Consider the following 23,029-nt stretch of genomic DNA (forward strand, 5'->3'; position numbering starts at 1 on the left):
CATAGACGCTGTCCAGCAAAATATTGCCGGATCTCGATAACGCCTGAGAGCGCCGCGGTGCAGGCTTACGTCCTGCCGTTCCGACATCGCAGCCGGAACGGCGCTTCGCGGAGAGATCGAGATGCGACCGACCGATGTCATGCGCGGCAGCCCGCCCGCACCCGAGGCTCAGGTGACGCGCGCCAATTGGCGCAGCTTTCCCGCGATCCGCTGGGGTTTTACCCACACCCGCGAAGTGCTGCCGACCGCAGAGATCCGCCGCTCCGCCCGGCCGACGCCGATGAGAAGCGCCCCGCGCGAACTGGCAAAGCTCGGCTTCACCGGGCCTGATGGCAAAGCGACCACGATCGAATGTGCGCTGCGCGAAACGTTTGCCGACACGCTCCTCGTGATGCATCAGGGCACGCTGATCCATGAATGGTACGGTGACGGCATGAGCGCGACCACGCCGCATCTGATCTGCTCGATCAGCAAAGCGATCGCTGGCACGCTCGGCGGCGTGCTGGCCGCGCGCGGCCTGGTCGATCCAGAGGCGAGGGTGCTGCGCTACGTGCCGGAGCTGGAGACATCGGTCTACGCCGGCTGCACCGTCCGCAACCTGCTCGACATGGCCGTCGCTATCAAGTTCGAGGAGGATTACGAGGACCCCGCCGGCGACCTCGCGCGCTATCGGTTCTCCTCGGGTTGGGACGTGCCGCCGCCGGGCGTCGAGCCCAGCCATCAGCGCGCTTATCTGACGACGCTGCGCGGCAGCGGCAAACCGCACGGCAAGGTGTTCCACTACGTCTCGCCCAATACCGAGGTGCTCGGCTGGGTGTATGAACGCGCCTGCGGGATGCCCTACCATCTCATTCTCTCCGAGTTTCTCTGGCAGCCCCTGGGCGCGGAGGAGGACGGCTCTCTCACACTCGATAGCCACGGCATGGGCCGCATTGCCGGCGGCATCTCGGTCACGGCGCGCGATCTCGTCCGCTTCGGCGAGATGATCCGCTGCCGCGGCGTCGTCGAGGGCCGGCAGGTGGTGCCGGGCTGGTGGATCGACGACATCCGCGAGAACGGTGATCCCAAGGCGTGGGCCGATGGCGACCTCGCCGAGTTCTTCCCGGGTGCGCGCTACCGCAGCAAATGGTTCACCATCGATCCTTCGCGCAACGCGCTCACCGCGATCGGCATTCACGGCCAGCACCTCTATGTCGACCTCGACTCCGACACCGTCATCGTCAAGCTCGCAACACAGCCCAAGGCAATGGACGTGCCGATCGACCAGCGCTGGTTTGCTGCCTTCCGCGCCATCACCGCACATCTCGCCTGATATTTGGACGTCCTCATGCTTGAAACCGCCAAAGCCCAACCGCGAGCGCAGACCGCGACACCGCATCCGCTCGATCCGCTGACGGCCGACGAGATCACCGCGGCTTGCGCTTTGGTGCGGGCGGGGGCCACCTCGGCGGCGAACTGCCGTTTCCCGACGGTGCGGCTGGAGGAGCCCACGAAGCAGGAGTTGGCCGCAGGCGAGGTGGAGCGCCGCGCCTTCGCGTTGACGCTCGACGTCGCCACGGGCGAGGCGATCGAGCATATCGTTGACCTCGGCCGCGGCGAGATCGTCGGCCGCAAGGTCGTACCGAACCGCGAGGCGCCCTATGGGCAGCCGCCGGTGATGCTGGAAGAGTTCTTCAAGTGCGATGCCGTAGTGAAGGCCGATCCCGCTTGGCGGGCGGCGATGGTTCGGCGCGGGCTGACCGACAAGGACATCGAGCTGGTTCAGGTCGACCCGTTCTCCTCCGGATTCTTCGACAAGGAGTTCGAGCGCGGCGCCCGCATTGTGCGGGCCGTCAGCTATTTTCGCGAGCATCTCCAGGACAACGGCTACGCCCATCCGATCGAGGGCGTGGTCGCTGTGGTCGACCTCATCGGTGGCAAGGTCATCGAGCTCACGGATGAAGATCCGATCGTGCCGATTCCGCGCAAGAAACGGAACTACGGCGCGCATGAGGTGCCAAACCCGCGCACCGACATCAAGCCGCTGCATATCGAGCAGCCGGAAGGGCCGAGCTTCAAGGTCGACGGCTGGAAAGTCGACTGGCAGAAATGGAGCTTCCGCGTGGGCTTCACGCCGCGCGAGGGCCTCGTGCTGCATCAGCTCGCCTACCAGGACGGCGCGCGCAAGCGGTCGCTGATCCACCGCGCCAGCGTCACCGAGATGGTGGTGCCTTATGCCGATCCGACCGCGAACCATTTCTGGAAGTCGGCCTTCGATGCCGGCGAATACGGGCTCGGCATGCTCGCCAACGCGCTGGAGCTAGGCTGCGACTGTCTCGGCAACATCCATTATTTCGACGTGCCCGCAGCCGACAGCAAGGGCGAGCCCTTCGTCATGCAGAACGCGCTCTGCATTCATGAGGAGGATTACGGGATTGCCTGGAAGCACTACGAGTTCCGCAACGGCCTGTTCGAGGTGCGGAGATCCCGGCGGCTCGTGATCTCGTTCTTCGCCACCGTCGGCAATTACGATTACGGCTTCTACTGGTATCTCTATCAGGACGGCACGATTCAGCTGGAGACGAAACTCACTGGCATCATCCAGACCGCCGCGGTCCAGTTGGGCGAAAAGTACCGATGGGGTGGCATGGTCGACGATAATCTCGGCGGCCCCACGCACCAGCACTTCTTCAACGTCCGCCTGCATATGGATCTCGACGGCGGCGGTAACACGGTGACGGAGCACGAGTTCGTGCCGCGGCCCTGGGGCGATGACAATCCGCACGGCAACGTGTTCGACACCACCACGCGCGTGCTGTCGCGCGAGCGCGACGCCGCGGCGGTCGCCAATGGCGAGACCGGCCGGTTCTGGAAGATCAGTAATCCGAACGAGACCAATTCGGTCGGCGGTGCACCGGCCTACAAGCTCGTCATCAATCCGAGCCCCTTGATGCTGGCGCAGGAGGGCAGCTATGTGCGCAAGCGCGGCGGCTTTGCCACCAAGCATGTCTGGGTGACTGCATTCGATCCGGCCGAGAAGTACGCCAGCGGCGACTATCCCAACGTTCACGCCGGCGGTGACGGCCTGCCGCGCTATGCCGCGCAGAATCGCAACATCGAGAATGCCGACATCGTGGTGTGGCACTCTTTCGGCCACACCCATGTCTGCAAGCCCGAAGACTTTCCGATCATGCCGGTGGAATATGCCGGCTTCGTGTTGAAGCCAACCGGATTCTTTTCGGCGAATGCGGCTGGCGACCTCCCGCCGGACCGCAACAGCCGCAGCGTGCTGGCTGGCGAGAAGAGCACGACCTGTTGTCACGCGGACCGGACGTGACCTTCATCCGCTCGCACCCCTGGCTTTGGTCGCAACGCTGATTGCGCGACGCGCGCCGTCGCATCCGGTCGGGCTCCTAGCACACTGACAGAATCATTTTAGAGGGATTCCAATCCCAAAGAAGCAGCGCGCATGAGCGCATGCCTCGCAGGTGCTGTGCACACGTCTGGAGAAATTCTAACGCTGTTCCTATCGCACTCCGAAACCGCCTGAGTTAGGGCGGGCCATCAAGAACGATACCGGCAAAGCCGGCAGTGCGTGGGGCTCAACAGACGTGACCGATTTCCAACCTTCTTCGCGTAAGAACACGCGCCGCCGACAGATTCAGATGCTCTTCCTTGGCGCGGCCAGCACATTCGCTCTCACCGCGCCCTTCGGCTCTGCCCAGGCCCAGACGCAGATTCCTCCGGTCACCGTCGAAGCGCCGGCGCAGCGCGCTCGTCCGGCGGCAATTGCGTCGTCGCGAAGGGCGGCGACACGTACTGCACGCGCCAACCGCCGCGCGCCGGCGCAGCAGGCCGCACCGACCCAGTCGGCCTCATCGAACGGCGCAACGGGCGAACGCGCCAATGGTCCGGTGCGCGGTTTCGTTGCGACGCGCAGCGGCACCGCCACCAAGACTGATACGCCGCTGATCGAAACGCCGCAGTCGGTGTCGGTCATCACCACCGATCAGATCAGAAACCAGGGCGCGGTCTCGATCGGCGAGGCCTTGCGCTACACCGCCGGCGTCAGCGGCGACGTCAATGGCGGCTCGGACACGCGCTTCGGCGGCCTCCAGATCCGCGGTTTCGACATGACGATGCCGGGCCTTTTCGTCGACGGCCTGCGCATTCCCTCCAGCAATTACGTGCACTTCAATGGCCTCGAGCCCTATGGGGCCGAGCGCATCGAGGTGCTCAAGGGTCCGTCCTCCGCGATGTATGGCGGCAGCGGCACCGGCGGCGTTCTCAACTACGTGACCAAGCTGCCGACGGCGCAGCAGTTCGGCGAGGTCTCGATCTCGGGCGGCAGCTTCAATCGCTATCAGGGCCAGTTCGACATGGGCGGCCCCGCCAACAAGGAAGGGACGGTGCTGTGGCGCCTGACCGGCGTCGTGCGTGACGGACAGACCCAGGTGGACTTCAGCAAGGACAACCGCGTCTTCATCGCGCCCGCGGTGACGTTCAAGCCGAACGAGGACACCACCATCACCCTGCTCGCCAACTACCAGCGCGACCGGGCGGGGTGGGGCCTTCAGTTCCTGCCGGCGTCGGGCACGGTGTGGCCGAACAACGGCCGCACTATCCCGGTCTCGTTCTTCGCGGGCGTGCCGGGCTTCGACGCGTTCAACACCGAGATCGCAACCGTCGGCTACCAGCTCGCGCACAATTTCACCGACAACGTCACGTTCCGGCAAAATCTGCGCTACGCCTATCAGCACAACGAGGAGAAGGTGTTTTACGGCGGCGGCTATACCAACGAAGCCGCAGGGCAGCTCGCGCGCTATGGCAGCTACAGCAACTCCTACATCAACTCATTGGCCGTGGACAACCAGCTCCAGGGCAAGTTCACCACCGGCATTCTCAGCCACACCACGCTGGTTGGTGTCGACTATCGCAACACGTCCTTCCGCGACACCGCCTTCGGCGTCACGACCTCGTCCCCCGAGATCAACGTCTTCAATCCGAACTACAGCTACGACTACGCCATCGGCGCTATGAACGACAATACGGGCGTCAAGCAATCCCAGGTCGGCGTCTATGCGCAGGATCAGATCAAGCTCGGCCGGCTCTCTTTCCAGCTCGGCGGCCGCCAGGATTTCGTGACGACGCAGGTCGACAACGGTATCGCCAACACGACGGCCGCGAAGGACGCCTCGGCCTTCACCGGCCGAGCCGCGGTGATGTACAATTTCGACAACGGCATCGCGCCTTATTTCAGCTACTCGGAATCGTTCCTGCCGCTGCTCGCGACCGGCTTTGGCGGACAGATGCTCAATCCCGAGACCGGCGTCCAATACGAGGTCGGCGTCAAGTACCAGCCGGTCGGCTGGAACGCGCTGTTCACCTTCGCCGCCTTCGACCTGACGCGCGACAACGTCGCCGTGTACGTGCCCGCGGCCACCTTTTACGAACAGATCGGGCAGGTGAAGTCGCGCGGCATCGAGCTCGAAGGCACGATGTCGCTCGCCGATGGCTGGAACCTGCGCGCCGCCTATGCCTATGTCGACGCCATGGTCACGCAGGATCCGGTGAATGTCGGCAAGGCGCCAACTACGGTGCCGCTCAACCGCGCCTCGCTGTGGAGCGACTATACGCTCCAGAACGGGCCGCTCGCGGGCCTGCAATTCGGCGGCGGCATCCGCTATGTCGGCGCGACCTGGGGCGACGAGGCCAACACGTTCAAGGTGGGATCGTCGACCGTTCTCGACGCGCTGCTGGCCTACAACAGGGACAATTGGCGCCTGGCACTGAACGTCACCAATCTCGCCGACACCCGCTATGTCGCCGCATGCTACAGCATGTCGGGCTGCTTCTACGCGGAAGGGCGGAAAGCCATCGCCAGGCTGACCTACCGCTGGTGAGCACAATCCGAGGGACAGTCCGGCCTTGGAGGCCGGATCTGCATCCCGCCGATCAGAACGGATAGTGCCGGGGCCCGGTCTGCACGGTGATCCAGCGCAGTTCGGTGAACTCGTCGATTGCGGCCTTGCCGCCGAAGCGGCCATAGCCTGACGCCTTGGTGCCGCCGAACGGCATCTGAGGCTCGTCATGCACGGTCGGGGCGTTGACGTGGCAGATGCCCGCCTCGATCCGCCTGGCAACGCCGAGCGCACGGGCGATGTCGCGGCCGAACACGGCCGAGGAGAGGCCGTATTCGGTGTCGTTGGCCACGCGCACGGCTTCGTCGATCCCGCTCACGCGCACCACGGTCACGACCGGACCAAAGCTCTCCTCGCCATAGATACGCATCGCCGGCGTGACATGATCGACGATGGTGGCGGGCATGATGGTGCCGCTGCCGTGGCCGCCGGCAGCAAGCACCGCGCCCTTGGCGACGGCATCGTCGATCAGGCCCCGGACGCGCTCGCAGGCGGCGTCACTGACCAGCGAGCCGAGCACGACATTGCCCTTGCGGGGATCGCCGAAGGGAAGGCTCCTGGCCTTGGCGGCGAACTTGGCGATGAAGGCGTCCGCCACCTTGTCGTCGACCACGATCCGCTCGGTCGACATGCAGATCTGCCCCTGGTTCATGAAGGCTCCGAACGCTGCCGCATTCACGGCAGCGTCGAGATCGGCATCGTCGAGGATCACGAGCGGGGCCTTGCCGCCAAGCTCCAGCAGCGCGCGCTTTAGGTGCTTTGCGCATGCGAGTGCGATGAGGCGGCCGACGCGGGTCGAGCCGGTGAAATTGACGCGGCGGATCGCAGGATGGGCGATCAGCGCCTCGACCACCGCCTGCGCATCCTCGGGCGCGTTGGTCACGACATTGACGACGCCGTCACCGAGGCCGGCCTCCGCCAGGCAGCTTCCGATCAGACGATGCACGCCCGGGCTCATCTCGGACGCCTTCAGCACCACGGTATTGCCGCAGGCGAGCGGCATCGCGACCGATCGCACGCCGAGGATCACGGGAGCGTTCCAGGGCGCGATGCCGAGCACCACGCCGACCGGCTGGCGAAACGCCATGGCGAGGTTGTCGGGCTTGTCGGTCGGAATGACTTCGCCGGATATCTGCGTCGTCATGGCCGCGGCTTCGCGCAGCATGCCTTCGGCCAGGTGCACGTTGAATCCGGCCCAGCCCGCGGTGGCGCCGGTTTCGGCGACCATCAGCGCGGTGAATTCCGCGGCCCGGCGTGCGAGGATGTCGGCGGCCGCATTGAGCCGCTTGCGGCGCTCGGACGGACCGAGCTGTGACCAGGCCGGGAAGGCGGCGGCCGCAGCGTCCGCGGCCCGCATCGCGTCGTCGATCGAGGCCGCCGCCACGATGGTCGCGACGTCGCCGGAGATCGGGTTGTGGCGCTGGAAGGTGCGTTGATTACTTGCCGACTGGTCCTTGCCGCCGATGAGAAGGTCGATCGCGTTCATGATGCACTCCAAAGGTTGCAGGCGGGATTGAGCGATTATGGTGGGGACGGGGCCGCGCGGGCCTTGCCGAGATAGGCGCGCTGAACCTCCGGATCGTTCTTCATCGCACTGGCCGGTCCGCTGCCGGCGTTACGGCCGGACTCGATCAGGTAGACACGGTCGGCGATGTCGAGGCTCGCCCGCGCATTCTGCTCGACCAGCAATACGCTGAGGCCGCCGCTGCGAATCTCCGCCAACGCGCGGAAGACCTCCCGGCTGAGCAGGGGCGACAGGCCGAGCGAGGGCTCATCGAGCAGGAGCAGCAGCGGGTTCGACATCAGCGCCCGGCCGATCGCCACCATCTGCTGCTCGCCGCCGCTCATGGTGCGAACGGCCTGGGCCATGCGCTCGGCAAGGCGCGGGAACAGTCGCAGGATCCTCGCGAGCCGGTCTGCCTCGCCTGCGCGGGCGCGGGCGGGGTAGGCGCCGAGCTGCAGATTCTCGGCAACCGTCAAATCGCCGAACACGCCGCGGCCTTCGGGCACCAGCGCGATGCCGCGCTCCACGATCAGATGGGCGGGCAGTTCGCCAATGTGATGTCCCTCGAACCGGATCGTTGCGCCCGGCGCGGGCTTGACCAGCCCGGCGATGCTCTTGAGCAGGGTGGACTTGCCGGCGCCGTTGGCGCCGAGGATCGCGACGATCTCGCCTTGCCCGATAGCAAGCGCAATGTCGGCGAGAGCCTGGTGCTTGCCATAGAAGTGGGAGAGGGCGGCGACCTCAAGCATCGTCGCCTCCGAGATAGGCGGCAACGACTCTTGGATCGGACAACACGGCCTCCGGCGCGCCGCGCGCGATCACGCTGCCGGCATTCATGACGATGCAATGGCTGCACAGCGCTCGGATCGCATCCATGACATGCTCGACCATGATGATGGTGAGGCCGCGATCGCGCAATTTCGCGATCAGCGCGATGCCGGTCTCGAGCTCGCTCGGATTGAGACCCGCCAGCCATTCGTCGAGCAGCACGAGGCGCGGCTGCAGCGCCAGCGCGCGGGCAAGCTCGAGCCGCTTCTGGTCGATATAGGTCAGCTCGCTCGCGGGCGCTTCCTGCAGCTTGCCGAGCCCGACGAGGTCCAGCAGCTCGCTTGCCGTTGCGCCCGAGCCGTTCGAGGTCGAGAACAGCCGCGCCGCCGCAACGTTTTCGGCCACCGTCAGGTCCGGCATCACGCGCACCAGCTGGAACGTGCGCGCTAGGCCAAGGCGCGCGATCTGGTGCGCGCGCATACCGTTGAGGACGATGCCGCCCAGCCGGATCGTGCCCGAGGAGGGCCGCAGCGCCCCGGACAGCGTATTCAGCAGCGTCGTCTTGCCGGATCCGTTCGGGCCGATGATGCCGATGATCTCGCCCGTGGTGACCGTGAAGCTGACACCGTCGACGGCGCGCAATCCGCTGAACGATTTGCTGACGCCGTCGACCGCGAGCAGCGGTGCATCGCCCGCGCGGGCGGGCGCGGTGGCAGGACCGCCGGCCGGAACGCGCCAGCGGCTCACCCCGAACAGGCCGACCACGCCGTTCGGCAACACCATCACGATGAACACGAAGATGACGCCGAGCACGATGCTGAAATGGTTGGGCAGCGTCGCGGTCAGCACCTCGAACAGCAGGACCAGGGGAATGACGCCCAGCACAGGCCCGAACAGCGAGCCCGCGCCGCCCAGCAGGGCCATGATCACGACCTGGAACGAGATGGTTGGATTGAACGCAATGGCCGGATCGATATAGGTCCAGCGTGGCGCCATGACCGCGCCGGTCACCGCCATGAAGGTCGCGCTCAGAATGAAGACGCCGAGCTTGATCCGCGTGGCATCGATGCCGGAATGGCTCGCCGCGGTCTCGTCGGCGCCGATGGCGCGCAGGGCCAGCCCATAGCGCGAGCGCCCGAGCATCCAGCCCACCAGGAAGACAATCGCGGTCAAGCCCAGCAGCTGCCAGTAGAGAACGTCCTGCGTCACCGCGCTGAAGAGATAGCGGCCGACCGACTTGTGGATGTTGACCTCGTACCAGATCACGAGCTGCCGGATCAGCTCGGCCAGGCCGAAGGAGAAAATCACGAAATAGATCCCGGACAGCCGCAGCGTCGAAAGCCCGGTGATTGCGGCGGTGAGTGCGCCCACGCCGGCTGCGGCCAGCAGCACGACCGGCCAGGGCATGGTCTCGCCGAGCACCGCAGCCGTGTAAGCGCCGAGCCCGAAGAACGCGACCGTGGCAAGCGAGATGTAGCGCGTCGGGCCCGAGAACATCGCCCACGCGGTCGCCAGGATCGTGAAATAGAGCACGCTGATGCCGAGCGCGAGATAATAGCCGTTGGCATAGAGCGGATAGGTGACGAGGCAGGCGGCGAGGGCGAGGCCGGCGCACCACAGCAGAATCCGGACGGGCCCCGTCATGACGCCGCCCTGCCGAACAGGCCGGTCGGCTTGATCACGAGCACGCCGAGAAACAGGGCGTAAGTAGCAGCCAGCGTCAGGCCGGGATCGACCAGCCGCGCCACCGCGGTCTCGACCACACCAAGCAGCAGTCCGGCGACCAGCGCACCGATGACGTTGCCGACACCGCCCATGATGACGACGACCAGTGCCTTCATCGTGAAGACCACGCCCATCGCGGCATTGAAGGTGAGGAACATGCTGATCAGCACGCCGCCGACGGCAACGAGGCCGCCGCCAAAGGCAAACGCCAGCCCCGACAGGGCCGCGACGTCGATGCCGACGAGACGCGCGGCGTTGGCATCGACTGCGATGGCGCGTACCGCAGTGCCGATCCTGGTGCGGGTGAGGGCGAGATAGACGGCGCCGCCGACCAGCGCCGCGAACAGCAGCGCGACAAGCCGATTGACGGCAAGCGTCGAGCCCATGATCGTCAGCGGAATGGAGAGATAGCTATAGCTGTAGTACTGGCCGCCAAAGGCGACCAGCATGGCGCCCTGGATCACGAACAGCACGCCGAAGGTGACGAGGATGCTGTCGATCTCCTGCGCGCCCCGGTCCTTGCCGCGCCGCATCAGCCGTTCCAGCAGGAAGCGATACAGCAGCCAGTTCAGCACCATCGCGACCGGGACCGCCAGCAGCAGCGCCGCGAGCGGGCTCAGCCCAAGGCCACCATAGAGCGAGAACGCGCCGAAGGCGGCCGCGACCAGCGACTCTCCATAGGAGAGGTTCATGATCCGCGCCACGCCATATTGCAGCGTAAGCCCGAGCGCGATCAGCGCGTACATGCCGCCGAGCACGAGGCCCGGCAGAATGATGTCGACAAGCAACATGAAGCGGCGCCCCCTTGAGCGGACGGCAGGCAGGCCTCGCCGATGCAAGGCCTGTCAACCAGCCTACTGCCACTGCGGCTTGGGCACGACCGCGGCACGCGCGCCCGGCAGCGAGGTCGGTGCGAGGGCGTAGAACTCGCCGTTCTGCCACTGCCCGACGCTCCAGACCTCCTGAAGCAGCCCGTCCTTCAGCTTGACCTTGCCGATGATGGTCTCGAACGTCCCCGCACGGATTTCCGCCGCGACAGCGGTGCGATCGAGCTTGCCGACCTTTTCGATCGCCTGCTGGAGCACCTGCAGGCTCGCATAGGTGATCGAGCTCGCCCAGCGATCGGGCTCCTTGCCGGTGGCGGCCTTGTGGCGCGCCAGATACTCCTTCAGCTGCGGAGACTCGGCATTCCAACCGCCGATGCCCATCACGCCGTCGCTGTTGGCGGCAAACTTGCCCTTGTAAAGCGGGAACGCGGTGCCGACGCCGACGTAGAAAACCTTCGGGTTGAACTTCAACAGCTGCGCCTGCTCGGTCAGCGCGATCGTATCCGGCGGATAACTGAAGGCGACGAACGCATCCGGGTTCGACGCGATCGCATCCTTCAACAGAGGCTGGAGATCCTGCGTGCCCATCGGATAGGTCTTGTCATAGCCGAGCTTGAAGCCGTGCTTCTTGAAGGCCTCGCGGCCCGCGGCGGACAGCTCGATGCCGAACTGGTCGGCGATGCTGACCATCGCGATGTTCGCCCCGATCTTGCCTTCGCTCTTCAGCTTGCCGAGCAGATCGGCGAGCCCCTCGGATATCTGGGCCGACGTCCCGAGCCAGAACGTCGCGTTCGACCAGCGCTTGGCAAGCTCCGGCGCCTTGTCGGTCACCGACGTGACCGCGAGGTGAGGGTAGCCCAGACGGTTCAGAGTCGGGCCGACCGCGAGATTGAGACCCGTGCCCCACGGCGAAAGAATGAAATCGACCTTGTCCTGGTTGGCGAGGCGCTCGATCGCCTTGACGGCTTCTTCCGAGCTGCTGCGGTCGTCATATTCGACCACCTCGATCGGCAGCTTCTTGTCGCCGAGCTTGATGCCGCCGGCGGCATTCACGTCCTTCACCCACAGCTCATAATTGGGCAGGGTGGTGATGCCGGCGCCGCCGGCATAAGGACCGGTCTTGGAAATGGCGTAGCCGATCCGGATCTTCTCCTGCGCGTCGGCCGAGGACGTCCCCAGCGTTCCGGCCAGAGCCGCAAGGCCAGCGACGCGCAGCAACGTTCGACGGTTCGCTGAAAACATATCGTGTCTCCCTCCTGTTGCACTCAAGCGATGGTCGGCATCGCAGTGAGTGGTCGTTTCCTCTTGATCCCGACTTTCTCTAGGGCGGCATCATTGAGCCGGCCGCCACCGAGACTTGACCTAGCAAGCATCCCAAGCTTTGCTCGCACAATGGACAAATCCGGTGAAAGATTGGACGTTTCTGGCCTTGATGGCCAAGTGCGTCGAGGCGTCGCGGGCTCAGATCCGGCAACGGCAACCGTCCCGAGTGGGGCTGTGCCTGTGGGCGCCGAGCTGATCGCGGCGCATTACGTCGCGCGGCGATGGACGCTGACCTCGAAAGCGGCCCGTCCGTTCATTCATCTGCTCTGCCTTCCCGGCGGGGGGACCGCTGAGATCGGTCGGGCCGGCAGGACCATGCGGACGGTCGGACCCGCGCTGGTCTGGCTCCCGGCAGGATCCGCCGACTATCTGGAGGTGTCGGCAGGCACGACGGCGCAGCTGCTGCAATTGCGCGCCGGTATCTGGCATCGCTATCTCCCGCCGTCGGCGGAGGCGGCCTATCTCGCGCTCGAAGGCGCAGGCGGCATCCTGGCGTTGCAGGTCGAGGCCGATCTCGCGGCCACGATCGCGCGTTCGATCGCGGCGATCGCCGCCGAGATCGCCTCGCCCGCACGCAGCGGTGCAGCGTCGATCATGTCGGCGGAGCTGACGCTGTGCGTGCTGCGATTCTGGCGCCTGTTCGCTGGCGACGGCAACCGCAACGAGGAGAGCAGCAGCACCGAGATCCTGAGCCGGTTCCGCAGGTTGCTCGAGGAGCGCTATCAACAGCACCTGCGCGTCAGCGATTACGCGAGGTTACTCGGCACCACGCCGGATCGCCTGCACGCACTCTGCAGCCGCGAGCTGAAGCGCTCGCCGAGCGAGCTGATTCAGCAGCGCCTGGTCAGGGAAGCGGCGGCACGGTTGGAGGCGGGAACCATCGCCGTCAAGCAGATCGCATTCGCGCTGGGCTTCACGGACACCGCCTATTTCAGCCGCTTTTTCCGCAAGCACACCGGCGAGGCACCGGGCGTATGGCGTCGGCGCGTTGCGGCACGCGCGAGAGCGGGGCGATCGAGACCGACACTGAATTTTGCCGATTGGCCGTAACGCACGCGGCTGCGCGAACACCCGATCACGCCTGGACGCTTTGTCGCGCAGCTTATTGGCCAGTCTCGACAAATTCTAATGTCGGACCTCTCGCACTGCAACGGTCCCTGCGTTAGGCCGAAGGCCCACCGGCTGAACGGCCGGCGGCGAGTCCAATCGAAAAGCGGTCCGGCAAATGAGGGGCCGGGTCCAGTGGGAATGAGATCTGAGCGATGAGAGCGATATTCGGCAAACTGCATCGCTGGGCGGGACTGCTGACGGCCGCCTTCCTGTTCTTCTCCGGCATCACCGGCGCGATCATCTCCTGGGATCACGAGCTCGACGACGTCCTCAACAGCCACCTGTTCGACGTCTCGACGAAGGGCCCGGCCATTCCCTCGCTCGAGCTTGCCAAGATGATCGAGCAGCGCGATCCGCGTGCGCGCGTCGTCTATCTCTTCATGACACCGGAGGAGGGGCACTCGCTGTGGTTCTTCGTCATGCCGCGGATCGACCCCGCGACCGGCAAGCGTTACCCGCTCGACTACAATCAGGTCTTCCTCGATCCCAACACCGGTGCGGAGCTCGGCCGGCGCTATTGGGGCGCGGTGTGGCCCGTCACGCGCGAAAACTTCGTCTCGTTTCTCTACAAGCTGCACTACACGATGCACATCCCGGAATTCTGGGGCAGCGACCGCTGGGGCATGCGCGTGCTCGGCATCATTGCTATCATCTGGACCATCGATTGCTTCGTCGGCTTCTACCTGACGCTGCCCTCGCGCCGGCGCGCCAAGGCCGCGCGGGCGCCCGAAGTCGCGCGCCAGCTCGAGCGCGGCTTCTGGGCGCGCTGGGCGCCGGCCTGGACTATCAAGACCTCGGGCAGCGCCTACCGGATCAATTTCGACATCCACCGCGCCTTCAGCCTGTGGACCTGGGGCGTGCTGTTCATCATCGCCTTCACCGCGTTTTCGCTGAACCTCTATTTCGAGGTGTTCTCGCCGCTGATGAAGATGGTGTCGAACTACACCCCGACACCCTATGAGCAGCGGCCCTATCGCGATCTCGATAATCCGATCGAGCCCAAGATGACGTTCGCCGAGATTGCTGCCCGCGCGGCCGCCGACGGCAAGGCGCGAGGCTGGACCACCCCAGTCGGCGCGCTCAGCTACGGCCCGGCCCATGGCGTCTATGCCGCCGCCTTCTTCCATCCCGGCGACGATCACGGCGCCGGCGGCGTGGGCCCGGCGCAGCTCTATTACGACAGCGAGGACGGCCGCCCCATCGGCGAGCGGCTGCCCTGGGTCGGCACCGCCGCCGACATCTTCGTGCAGGCGCAGTTTCCGCTGCATTCGGGCCGCATCGTCGGACTGTTCGGGCGCATCCTGATCTCGGTGATGGGCCTCGTGGTCGCCGCGCTCTCTGTCACCGGCGTCGTGATCTGGTGGCGCAAGCGCCGCGCCCGCGTTCGCGTGCGCGAGACGGCGGCCGTGCGGCTGAACCGGGAGCAACTGACGCCGGCAGAGTAGGGCACCCGCGTTCCGCCAATGGATGAACCTTGGCACGCGGCGTCGGCACAAAGATGGGAGATCGCTCTCCAGTCTTCCCGGAATCGCAATGAGATTGCCTGCCTTGCTCTGCCTGCTCGTCCTGGCCGCGCCCGCCGGGGCGGCCGCGCCCGAGCAGCATTATCTCGACCTGCGCGACCGCTACATCGCAAAATTCTCGAACGCCAAGGAGAGCGACGAGATCTACAAGCCGCACGATGCGGCCCTGAAGGAGCTGGCCGGCGTGCTGCGCGGCCTGGTCGGTCCGGTCGCGATCAAGGGACTCCCGGCCGAGGGCAAGTCGAACGTCGATACGCTGTTCAAGGACGACATCGGCTTCGGCCATCTCGACGGGCTGAGCTTCGCATCCGAAGGCGACAAGATGCAGGCTGTGGTGACCACGACCGGGCTGCTCAAGCACTGGCTTGGCGAGCATCGCGCCGACGGCATGCCTCAGGACAGTGGCGCCGCGTTGAAATCCGACCGCTTCTATTATTACGCCATCCAGGACGCCGCCTTCGCGATCTACGCGGAGCTGCCGATCACCAAGCCGGCAAGGGCGAGCGTCGCAGCCGCTGTGCTCGGCGTGCGCGGCAATGGCGGCCTCAAGGGCCCGCCGGACGAAATCGACGTCGTCGCGATCCAGGGCGACAAAGTCTATTTCCTCGCGGCAAGGGAGGCCGTGAAGACCGCCCCGATCGCGACCTGCGAGAAGGTCTGGAAGCAGATGATGGCCAAGCCCATCGACAAGAAAGACCCGCGCGGCGAGATGGCCCGCGAGGACAAGGCAATGACCGCCTTCACGGCGTGCTTCGCCAAGGAAGCCCCGAGCCAGAGCTGGTATGCGGCCGCCGTCAAAAAGGCGCAGAGCCAGCTGGAGCGGCTGCCGCTTCCCTAGGAACGGCAGCTCGATATCTTCCGCCGTGATCCTCCGGCTTTGAACCACCGGCTTTGAACCACGCGTTGGCCTGCGCAGGGCGAGGCGGGGCCGCGCCGTCGGCAAAGGGAAGACACGAGGTTTTTGAATAGGTTAGGCCAATGCGGTCGTCCTGATCGTCATATTCGGCGGATGCAATCCCCGCGAGCTTCCACTTGCGGGTTGGGCGAGTTACTATGGCCTTTTGCGATACTTGCTGCATCCGGTCTGGCACCCGCTGGAGACCGTTCTTGCGGTTCGTCCGAGTTGGCTGCGATTGACGATGATTACGCAGACCCGCGACCCCAGAGGCGAACGTCATCGATTGACGGTGCTGTTCTCCGACCTTGTCGGATCAACCGCCCTGGGCCGGGATGTCGAGTCCGAGCACCTTTCCGAACTCCTCAGCCAGTTGCGGCAGATCTGGCATCGCGCGGTGGCGAAGCACGGTGGTCGTATCATCCGCACGCAGGGAGACGGTGCCCTCGCCATTTTCGGCTATCCCCAATCCGGCGAAGACGACGGCCGTCGTGCTGCGGAAGCAGCGCTCGATATTCATAAATGGGTTGGAGAGCTGCGCCACGATGGCGTATCGCCGGCGCTGATGCCGCTTCGAATGCATTCGGGTATCCATGCCGGCACCGTGCTCCTGACCCAAGGCGACATCGAGTCCGGCCGGTATGACCTGATCGGCGATGTCGTGAACACGGCAGCGCACCTGTCGCGCCACGCCGGTCCGGATCAGATCCTGGCCAGCCTCGATGCCCTTGGGCCGCATGCCAACTTCTTCGAGCTCGCCGCCCACCTCCCGGCGGCTTCGGGAATGCCGCCGGCGAGGCTGGTGTTGGGTCGAAGCACGGCGACCCGGCGCTTCGAGGCAACCTCGCGCCGCGGCCTGACACCCTTCATCGGCCGCAACGAGATATTCGGCTTCCTGACACGCTTTCTGAGCGAAGCACCTGCGCAGGCGCAACGCTGCGCGGTGGTCGTCGGCGGACCCGGACTCGGCAAGACGCGCCTTCTGGAAGAAGTGCTGGGGCACGTCGGCACCGAGCGCATCAGGCTGCTGCGAGGCAGTTGCGAGAGTTACGTCGGTGCAGAGGTCCTGCAACCATTCCTGCAGATGCTGCGCGCTGCACTGGGAATTCGAGCGGACGCCTCCCTCGTCGAGGCAAAGGAGACGGCGCGCGCGGCTCTTGAGCCCTGGGCGGCCCAACTCGGTCCGAACGCAGAATCGATTCTCGCACTGGCGTCGGCCGGCGCCGATGCGCGTGGCGGCCGTATCACCGTCGACGGCGTCGTCGGCGATCTGCTCGGGTTCTTCACCGGACTGTCGGCACATGGCCCGCTGGTGCTGGTGATCGACGACTGGCAATGGTCTGATGACGCGAGCCGCCAATTGCTGCAGGCTTTGCTGGAATTGCCCAACGGACCTCGCGTCATCCTCGCCAGCCGGCCGCGCGAGGACGGCACCGAATGGATTTCCGGGGCGCCGCACCTGTTTCTCGAACCATTTCAGGGGCCGGAAACCGACTTTGCCGTACGACGTTGGGTCCCGCAGGCCGACCCCTTCCTCGTAGCCCGCATCCATGCCTATGCGGGCGGGGTGCCGTTGTTCATCGAAGAGCTCTGCCATTCCATCGCCGCCAACGATCCGGCCTCGTTCGAAGCGCGCAGCAAACAGGGCTGGATCGCAACCCTGGTCGCTTCGCGCCTGGCACGCCTGCCGCCCGATGAGGCGAAGGTGGTCCGCGCCGCGGCCGTCATCGGCAACACCGTGCCGCACGGGCTGCTGGTTTCGGCCTGCGGCAGCGAACCCGACCCGGCCATCGTGCGGGCATTGGCGGATGCGGACTTTCTCTTTGCCGATCCAGCGGGCGGCGTCCTTCGCTTCAAGCACGGCATCACGCGCGATGCGGTCTACGACACCATTGGCCTGCACGAGCGTCAGGCATTGCACAAGCGGATCGAAGACACCCTGCTGACGCGGTCCGAGCAGGCTGATCGCGAAGATGCGATGGAAGCTCTGGCCTACCATTCGCAAGGCGCAGGTCATTGGGAAAGCGCAGCCCATTATGCCGAACGTGCCGGCGACAAGGCCATGGCTGCATTTGCGCTCGATCGTGCCAGCGCGCAGTACCAGGTTGCGATGCAGGCGCTGGATCGCGTGCCCAATCGCTCGCGCGAGCAATCGCTGCGCTGGTGCTTGCTGGCCAACAAGCTGGGTATGGCCAACATCTTCGACCCGCTGTCGCTGACCGACGACACCTCTGTGTTCGAACGCGCGGTTGCGATCGCGTCCTCCCTCGGCGAGACCGCCGCGATGGCCAGCGCCTATGAATGGCTCGGCTGGATGTGCTACGGGTTCGGCCGCTTCCGCGAAGCCGTGACGCACACGCGGACGGCACTGGAATTGGCGCGCAAGCTCGAAGATCGTCGCCTGATCGCTCAGATCGAAGCGACGCTCGGTCAGATTCTTGCTGCAAGCTGTCAGTACGACGAAGCCATCGCCCTGATCGACGCCGCCATTTCGACCAAGCAGCAACGCAGCCGGCGGCATGGTGCGATATCCTTCGGAGCCGCCTATGCGCTATCGTGCAAGGGCGGTGTCCTTGCGGATCGCGGCGATTTCGAGGACGCCCACGCCTGTTTCGGCGAAGCCATGGCTCTGGTCGGAGGCTCGACCCATCCGGTCGTCAATTCCGTGCGCAACTGGATCGCAGTCGCGCTGATCTGGCAGGGCCGCTGGCAGGAGGCGGAGCAGCTTGCCGTGGAAGGGGCGCGCATCGCCGAGAACACGCGCAGCCTGCTGCTTCTGGCGGATTGCCGGGCCGCCTCGGGATTTGCCCGCTGGTCGGCAACCGGCGACGCCGAGGGCCTGCTGCAGTTGCGCAACGCCGCCGAATGGATGGAGCGGCGCAACTTTCAATTCTACACGTCGGTTCAATATAGCTGGCTCGTCGAGGCGGCGACCGCCGAAGGCGATGTCGAGACGGCGCGGCGGTATGCCGCCCATGTCCTGCGGCGCGCGCGCGAAAGCGAGCGACTGGGCGAAGCCGCGGCGTGCCGCGCGCTGGCGAAGCTCGCAGCTTTGCGCCAGGATCTTCGCCTCAGCGAGCGCTGGTTGCGCCGGGCCGAAACCTCCGCAGGGTGGCGCGGGTCGCTGCGCGATGCGGCCCTGAATCTTTCCCTGCGGGGCGAGCTCCTCGCAGGGCAGGGCCGGGGCGAGGCGGCTCGCCAGACCATGATGGAAGCCGCGGAGAAACTGCGCGCGCTCGGCATGCACTGGCATGCGGAGCAGACGATCAGGCGCGTCGCCGGCATACCCGTCATCCACGCCAACGATCAGCTCGCTCGGCATTGTGCCGTCTGATCGCTGCGCACCTGCCCACGGCTCTAGGGTGGCGGTGGGCTCGGCGCCGGAACTCTTCCGTCCATCGTCAGGCTCATTGGAATGGGGCCGGTCCGCAAGGGTAGCTCCGTCTCCACCAGTGCGCTGAAGAAACCCAGCATCACCGCCAGTGCCGGGTCTGCTCCGGGACATGAATGCGTGGGATGCCCCGCGACCCTGCGGTTGCCGCCGAAAGCGTGGTAGATGTCCTGACGGCCTTCGGCGAGACTTTGCTGGGTGGCGGAGACCGCGCCGGCGACGATGACGTCTCCGGGCCTGACCTCGACACCTCCGATGGTCTGCGAAACGACGGCCGTCCGCCAGATCAGTTCGGGCACCGCGCGAAGTTGCATCGCGGGGATGAAGTCGTCTCTCAGCCGGTTGAGAGCGTCCATATAGTTCTTTGCCTTCGTGCCGGCATAGCGAGCGCGCAACGCCCATAGCGTTCCTTCGCGCAGCCATTCGTTCAATATTCGTCGCAGGTTGCCGTCGACGGTCGGAATGAATCCCATCATGGCGCCGGCGACCGTGCGCGCCACGAACGGAATGTCGCCGGTGCCCCGCGGCGAGTTATAGACTGCCTTCGTCACTGGCGCGTTTGTCGGCCCGAACTGCGTCAGGAAATTTTCCATGGCACGGCGTGCAGCGTCGCCATGTGCCGCGCCGATCGCCTCCACTGTCGCGTTCGGGTGCGGCTGGAAGATGTAGCGCGAAGGCGACAGGAAATGCCCGGGATAGCCGGGCGGCTCGCCCGGCGTCCAATCCCAGCGATAGCCGACGCGGCGGAAATGGCCCCCGTCTTCGCTCAACCCGAACCACGCTTCGCAGAAGGCGGCGAGCAGCGGATCCACCAATTCGTGCACGTCGACGGTCAGCTCCCAGCTCGCTTCGCCGTCGCTGGCGGCATAGTCGATCGTCTGCTTGACCATGAAGCCCAGCACCTTCTGTGTGACCGCGCGCGCCAGCTCGAATGCGGCGGGTTGGTCGAGGGCCATGATCGCAGCATTGCAGGCCTCGGATTCCTGCTCGTAGACTTGGTCTGGCTGCCCGGCGTCGCGGCCAAGATAGAGGATGCCGAACGACCGCAGCATGCGGGGAAGATAGCCCGTGATGGTCAGCTTGGTGTCGGAGTCGGCGAACACCTTGTAGACCATGTCGCGGTCGGCCACCAAGACCCCGAAGGGCGTGCGAAGCGCGCCGCCGTGGCGCTCGCGGATCGCAGCCCAGATCGAGGCGTTGACGAAATGCGAGGCTGAATCCGGATCTTCGAGCGCTGTCTTCCACGCGGCCATCGCCGCGGCTTCGCCCTGCTGGCGCTCGATCAGGCGCAGACGCGCGATCTCTTTTTCCCCCTGATCCGCGCACCACGTCACCGCCGGTTTGTACCCCTGGCTCGCCGCCCATTGCTTTAGATCGGCAAGCGCCTTCTTCGATGGCGCAAAGAAATATGCTCCCCATTCCAGACGGACGAACGGACGAGGTTCGTCGTGGAGCCGGTCCGAGCCGTCCAGTGCCACACGAATGGTTTGGCCTCCATGCTCGAAACGGAAATGCCGGAGCCGGCCAGGCTCGGCGACGCCGAGGAAGGGATCGCTGACCCCCGAGGACGCACCCGAGCTGTTGCCGCCAGAGAGCCAGCTCTGCACCACCTCGAACTGCTCGCCGAGGCTGGCATTGTAGGCCATGAAAACCAGGCCGCGCTCTGGCTGCTGGCCGGATTTGGCGGCTTGCGGGTCGACGGGCGGACCGTAGGACATGCCGCGCCTGACGATCCGTGGGGGCCGGGCGCCGGCATCCGCCTTGGTGATCGACACGCGCGGATTGGCGCGCCGTATGTGCGCGTGAAACGGACACGATTGGGCCTGCGGGTCGGCGTCGTAGTTGAAGTCGTTGTGGCCCTTGTCAGGGGGCGGAGTAGGGGTCAGGGGTTGCCCGGCCTGGGGATGGCCGGTCGGCCAGCGTCCCATCATCTTGGCCATCAGCGTCTCACGCGTCAGGGCAGGCGCGTCCGGTCCGACCATCTCGGCTGCCTGTCGCGTCGCGCGGGCGAGGACATCCTCGAGCTGCTCGACGTCCTGTCGCAGCTTGCGCAGCGCCATAAAGCTGCCGTCGCGGAGCATCGCGTGAGCACGATTGGTCGCGTTGCCGAACGGCGCCGTCTCGTCGGCGATGTTCGGATAGCCGCACAGAATTTCGCCGAGATGCACCCGATTGGAATAGTGCGTGCCGGCCTCGCACTCACGCAGCACCGGGTTCGAACTGCCGTCGGCGAACCCGAAATGGTCCTGCATGTCGCGGGATATCTTGTCGCGCTGCCGCTGCATCCATTGGATCGAAAGGGGCCTGATACCCGCATCGACCCCGACCAGGCGGTTCATTTCGGCCATCAACGCATGTCTCGCATCCGCCGTCGTCTGCGCGTCCTTGGGTAGCAACAGGCGGAGCTGGAGGACGGCATGGACCGAGCTCATGCTGATCCGCGGCGCCGGGTCGCCGTCGGGCAGGTCCGGCGCGTCGGTCCCGAGCGCCCAATTGCTGGCGGGAAGGCGCCATCGCAGGGGATGATTCCAACGCACATCGCCGAGCAGGCCGGCGCGTCTTTCCATGCCCTGCACGAACTCTTCCGGCAGAGTGCGCACCTCTTCGTCGGACAGGCCGGCCTGACGCAGTCCCTCGACCGTGAATGCGATGTTGGTGACGATCTGCCCCGGCGTCAGAACGTCGGCTTCGGAAGTCACCTGGAGGACGTCGAGAAACGCGGCCAGTGCGGCCGGGTTGGCGAACTGCAGCAGCAACAGACAGCCGTGATCTGAATTGTAGGCGGTCAGAATTCCGCCTTGCACATTGCCGGGATCCTGCAACGGCAGGTCGGCCGGCGGGGCGAGGGGCAGGTTGCGCCGTACCGGCGCCACATCGGGCGGGGTCATCAACCAGCGCAGGGCCTCTTCATAGCGCCGGCGAGCGCGCTTGACGCCTTCCGCGTAGGTGGGGTCGTTGATCATGGTGACGAATTCGGGCAGCAGCTCGTGGCCGGCCCGATGCAGAAGCACCCCGTCATGCGTGCCCGGCGGATAGAAGTCGGCCAGACGGTAGAGTCCCGCCAGTGCGCGGATGCCGTGGCGAAACGGAGGCCGGGCGGCAGCTTCGATGCTGAGCGGTTTGCTGAAGCCGGCATTGGTCGGATCGACGCCGACCTGGCCGTCGACCTCGAATATCGAGTGTCGCGCGATGTCTTCCGGCGAGGGAATCCTGATCCGCGTGACGATCTTGTCGGCGCCGGCGCCAGAGGCGCGCCGATAGACCCGCTCCTCCATCCGGAGGAAGCGCGTGTCATCCACGGTCAGGTCGGGGGTGGCATAGAGGAAATAGGCTTCGGTCTGCTTGCTCTTGAGCCAGATACCCCAGTTTTCGTACGTGTTCTCGTATCCGAGCACATAACCATCGGTATTGCAGAAGATGAGGTCGAGCAGCCGGGCGGCCTTCTGCCATATGACGCGGACATAGGCTTCCCAGGACCCGTCGAACGTCGCGGTCAGAAGCACATAGTCCACGCCGTCAACGGATTCGTCCTCGGGTTCGAGCACGGCGATGCCCACCGAGTGGATCCGCCCGACGCGGTCAACGGAATCGGTCAGCACGCGGGCGAGCTCGTATTCATACGCGTTGGCGCGTCCGCCATTCAGCGCCCGCAGCACGTATTTGACGCGGCTCTTGTACGTGGTTGCATCGAGGGACGGCACGAACCCCTTCTTGATCGGAGCCATCACCCTGAAATCGGACGTGCCGGCCATGCTGCCGGTTTTGATGGTCAAATCACGACGCATGTTTTTGGCTCCCCCGGGTCGCACGCGGCTCAAAGCGCCTTCGCGCCAGGACCGGCCGGCACCCAAAACGTGTTTCGTTATGCAACTTATTTGGGGAATAGTGCGGCTCGCGGCCGCTCGATTGTATGAACTGGCACACACTTTCCGAACTTTCCACTGCGGCATGCGGGCGGAAGATGCGCCGGAGCACGCAATCAGCCAGGACTGAGCTACCACGGCTTTGAGCTCGGGCAGGGGCGATATCGGCTTCGGCCATCTCGACGGACTGAGCTGGGCCT

Annotated in this window: 13 protein-coding genes; 7 read left to right on the top strand and 6 right to left on the bottom strand. The window is 65.5% G+C overall.

Annotation, left to right across the window (positions count from 1 at the left end):
- The first annotated feature begins 121 nt into the window (after window positions 1-121).
- The 3 genes from ACM43_RS19750 to ACM43_RS19760 all read left to right on the top strand — a co-directional run bounded on the left by ACM43_RS19750 (window position 122) and on the right by ACM43_RS19760 (window position 5,882).
- Window positions 122-1,312, top strand: coding sequence for a serine hydrolase domain-containing protein (locus ACM43_RS19750; RefSeq protein ID WP_271542199.1), 1,191 nt, complete (start codon window positions 122-124; stop codon window positions 1,310-1,312).
- A gap of 15 nt (window positions 1,313-1,327) precedes the next feature.
- Window positions 1,328-3,316, top strand: coding sequence for a primary-amine oxidase (locus tag ACM43_RS19755; protein ID WP_271542200.1), 1,989 nt, complete (start codon window positions 1,328-1,330; stop codon window positions 3,314-3,316).
- Window positions 3,317-3,893: 577 nt separating this feature from the next.
- The gene (locus tag ACM43_RS19760; RefSeq protein WP_271542298.1) at window positions 3,894-5,882 is read left to right on the top strand and encodes a TonB-dependent siderophore receptor; all 1,989 of its coding nucleotides are present in this window, start codon (window positions 3,894-3,896) and stop codon (window positions 5,880-5,882) included.
- Window positions 5,883-5,934: 52 nt separating this feature from the next.
- Here ACM43_RS19760 and ACM43_RS19765 read toward each other — a convergent pair whose 3' ends face one another.
- The 5 genes from ACM43_RS19765 to ACM43_RS19785 all read right to left on the bottom strand — a co-directional run bounded on the left by ACM43_RS19765 (window position 5,935) and on the right by ACM43_RS19785 (window position 11,966).
- On the bottom strand, window positions 5,935-7,386 hold the full coding sequence (locus ACM43_RS19765; RefSeq protein WP_271542201.1) for an aldehyde dehydrogenase: 1,452 nt from the start codon (window positions 7,384-7,386) through the stop codon (window positions 5,935-5,937).
- A gap of 35 nt (window positions 7,387-7,421) precedes the next feature.
- Window positions 7,422-8,153, bottom strand: coding sequence for an ABC transporter ATP-binding protein (locus ACM43_RS19770; RefSeq protein WP_271542202.1), 732 nt, complete (start codon window positions 8,151-8,153; stop codon window positions 7,422-7,424).
- The gene (locus ACM43_RS19775) at window positions 8,146-9,816 is read right to left on the bottom strand and encodes a branched-chain amino acid ABC transporter ATP-binding protein/permease (RefSeq protein ID WP_271542203.1); all 1,671 of its coding nucleotides are present in this window, start codon (window positions 9,814-9,816) and stop codon (window positions 8,146-8,148) included. Before ACM43_RS19775 ends, ACM43_RS19770 begins: the two co-directional genes overlap by 8 nt.
- Window positions 9,813-10,688, bottom strand: coding sequence for a branched-chain amino acid ABC transporter permease (locus ACM43_RS19780; protein WP_109143775.1), 876 nt, complete (start codon window positions 10,686-10,688; stop codon window positions 9,813-9,815). The genes ACM43_RS19775 and ACM43_RS19780 overlap by 4 nt, the downstream gene beginning before the upstream one ends.
- 63 nt (window positions 10,689-10,751) lie before the next feature.
- Complete coding sequence (locus ACM43_RS19785) at window positions 10,752-11,966, bottom strand: amino acid ABC transporter substrate-binding protein (protein WP_271542204.1); 1,215 nt, start codon at window positions 11,964-11,966, stop codon at window positions 10,752-10,754.
- Window positions 11,967-12,221: 255 nt separating this feature from the next.
- Here ACM43_RS19785 and ACM43_RS19790 point away from each other — a divergent pair, with 255 nt between their 5' ends.
- The 4 genes from ACM43_RS19790 to ACM43_RS19805 all read left to right on the top strand — a co-directional run bounded on the left by ACM43_RS19790 (window position 12,222) and on the right by ACM43_RS19805 (window position 18,909).
- Window positions 12,222-13,097, top strand: coding sequence for a helix-turn-helix domain-containing protein (locus ACM43_RS19790; RefSeq protein WP_271542205.1), 876 nt, complete (start codon window positions 12,222-12,224; stop codon window positions 13,095-13,097).
- 212 nt (window positions 13,098-13,309) lie between these two features.
- On the top strand, window positions 13,310-14,602 hold the full coding sequence (gene fsrB, locus ACM43_RS19795) for a siderophore utilization protein FsrB (RefSeq protein ID WP_271542206.1): 1,293 nt from the start codon (window positions 13,310-13,312) through the stop codon (window positions 14,600-14,602).
- 88 nt (window positions 14,603-14,690) lie between these two features.
- A complete protein-coding gene (locus ACM43_RS19800) occupies window positions 14,691-15,518 on the top strand; it encodes a hypothetical protein (RefSeq protein WP_271542207.1) in 828 nt (275 codons plus the stop codon).
- A 301-nt stretch (window positions 15,519-15,819) separates the two neighbouring features.
- Window positions 15,820-18,909: an ATP-binding protein gene (locus ACM43_RS19805; RefSeq protein WP_271542208.1), complete on the top strand. Its 3,090-nt coding sequence runs from the start codon at window positions 15,820-15,822 to the stop codon at window positions 18,907-18,909.
- 23 nt (window positions 18,910-18,932) lie between these two features.
- Here ACM43_RS19805 and ACM43_RS19810 read toward each other — a convergent pair whose 3' ends face one another.
- A complete protein-coding gene (locus ACM43_RS19810; protein WP_271542209.1) occupies window positions 18,933-22,751 on the bottom strand; it encodes a Dyp-type peroxidase domain-containing protein in 3,819 nt (1,272 codons plus the stop codon).
- Between the last annotated feature and the right edge of the window lie 278 nt (window positions 22,752-23,029).

This window comes from Bradyrhizobium sp. CCBAU 45321 (assembly GCF_028128975.1).
Lineage (GTDB): Bacteria > Pseudomonadota > Alphaproteobacteria > Rhizobiales > Xanthobacteraceae > Bradyrhizobium > Bradyrhizobium yuanmingense.

Coding starts and splice junctions, on each gene's coding strand:
- ACM43_RS19785 (WP_271542204.1), bottom strand. CDS start 11,966: ATGTTTTCAGCGAACCGTCGAACGTTGCTGCGCGTCGCTGGCCTTGCG.
- ACM43_RS19805 (WP_271542208.1), top strand. CDS start 15,820: ATGATTACGCAGACCCGCGACCCCAGAGGCGAACGTCATCGATTGACG.
- ACM43_RS19750 (WP_271542199.1), top strand. CDS start 122: ATGCGACCGACCGATGTCATGCGCGGCAGCCCGCCCGCACCCGAGGCT.
- ACM43_RS19755 (WP_271542200.1), top strand. CDS start 1,328: ATGCTTGAAACCGCCAAAGCCCAACCGCGAGCGCAGACCGCGACACCG.
- ACM43_RS19780 (WP_109143775.1), bottom strand. CDS start 10,688: ATGTTGCTTGTCGACATCATTCTGCCGGGCCTCGTGCTCGGCGGCATG.
- ACM43_RS19810 (WP_271542209.1), bottom strand. CDS start 22,751: ATGCGTCGTGATTTGACCATCAAAACCGGCAGCATGGCCGGCACGTCC.
- ACM43_RS19765 (WP_271542201.1), bottom strand. CDS start 7,386: ATGAACGCGATCGACCTTCTCATCGGCGGCAAGGACCAGTCGGCAAGT.
- ACM43_RS19800 (WP_271542207.1), top strand. CDS start 14,691: ATGAGATTGCCTGCCTTGCTCTGCCTGCTCGTCCTGGCCGCGCCCGCC.
- ACM43_RS19775 (WP_271542203.1), bottom strand. CDS start 9,816: ATGACGGGGCCCGTCCGGATTCTGCTGTGGTGCGCCGGCCTCGCCCTC.
- ACM43_RS19770 (WP_271542202.1), bottom strand. CDS start 8,153: ATGCTTGAGGTCGCCGCCCTCTCCCACTTCTATGGCAAGCACCAGGCT.
- fsrB (WP_271542206.1), top strand. CDS start 13,310: ATGAGAGCGATATTCGGCAAACTGCATCGCTGGGCGGGACTGCTGACG.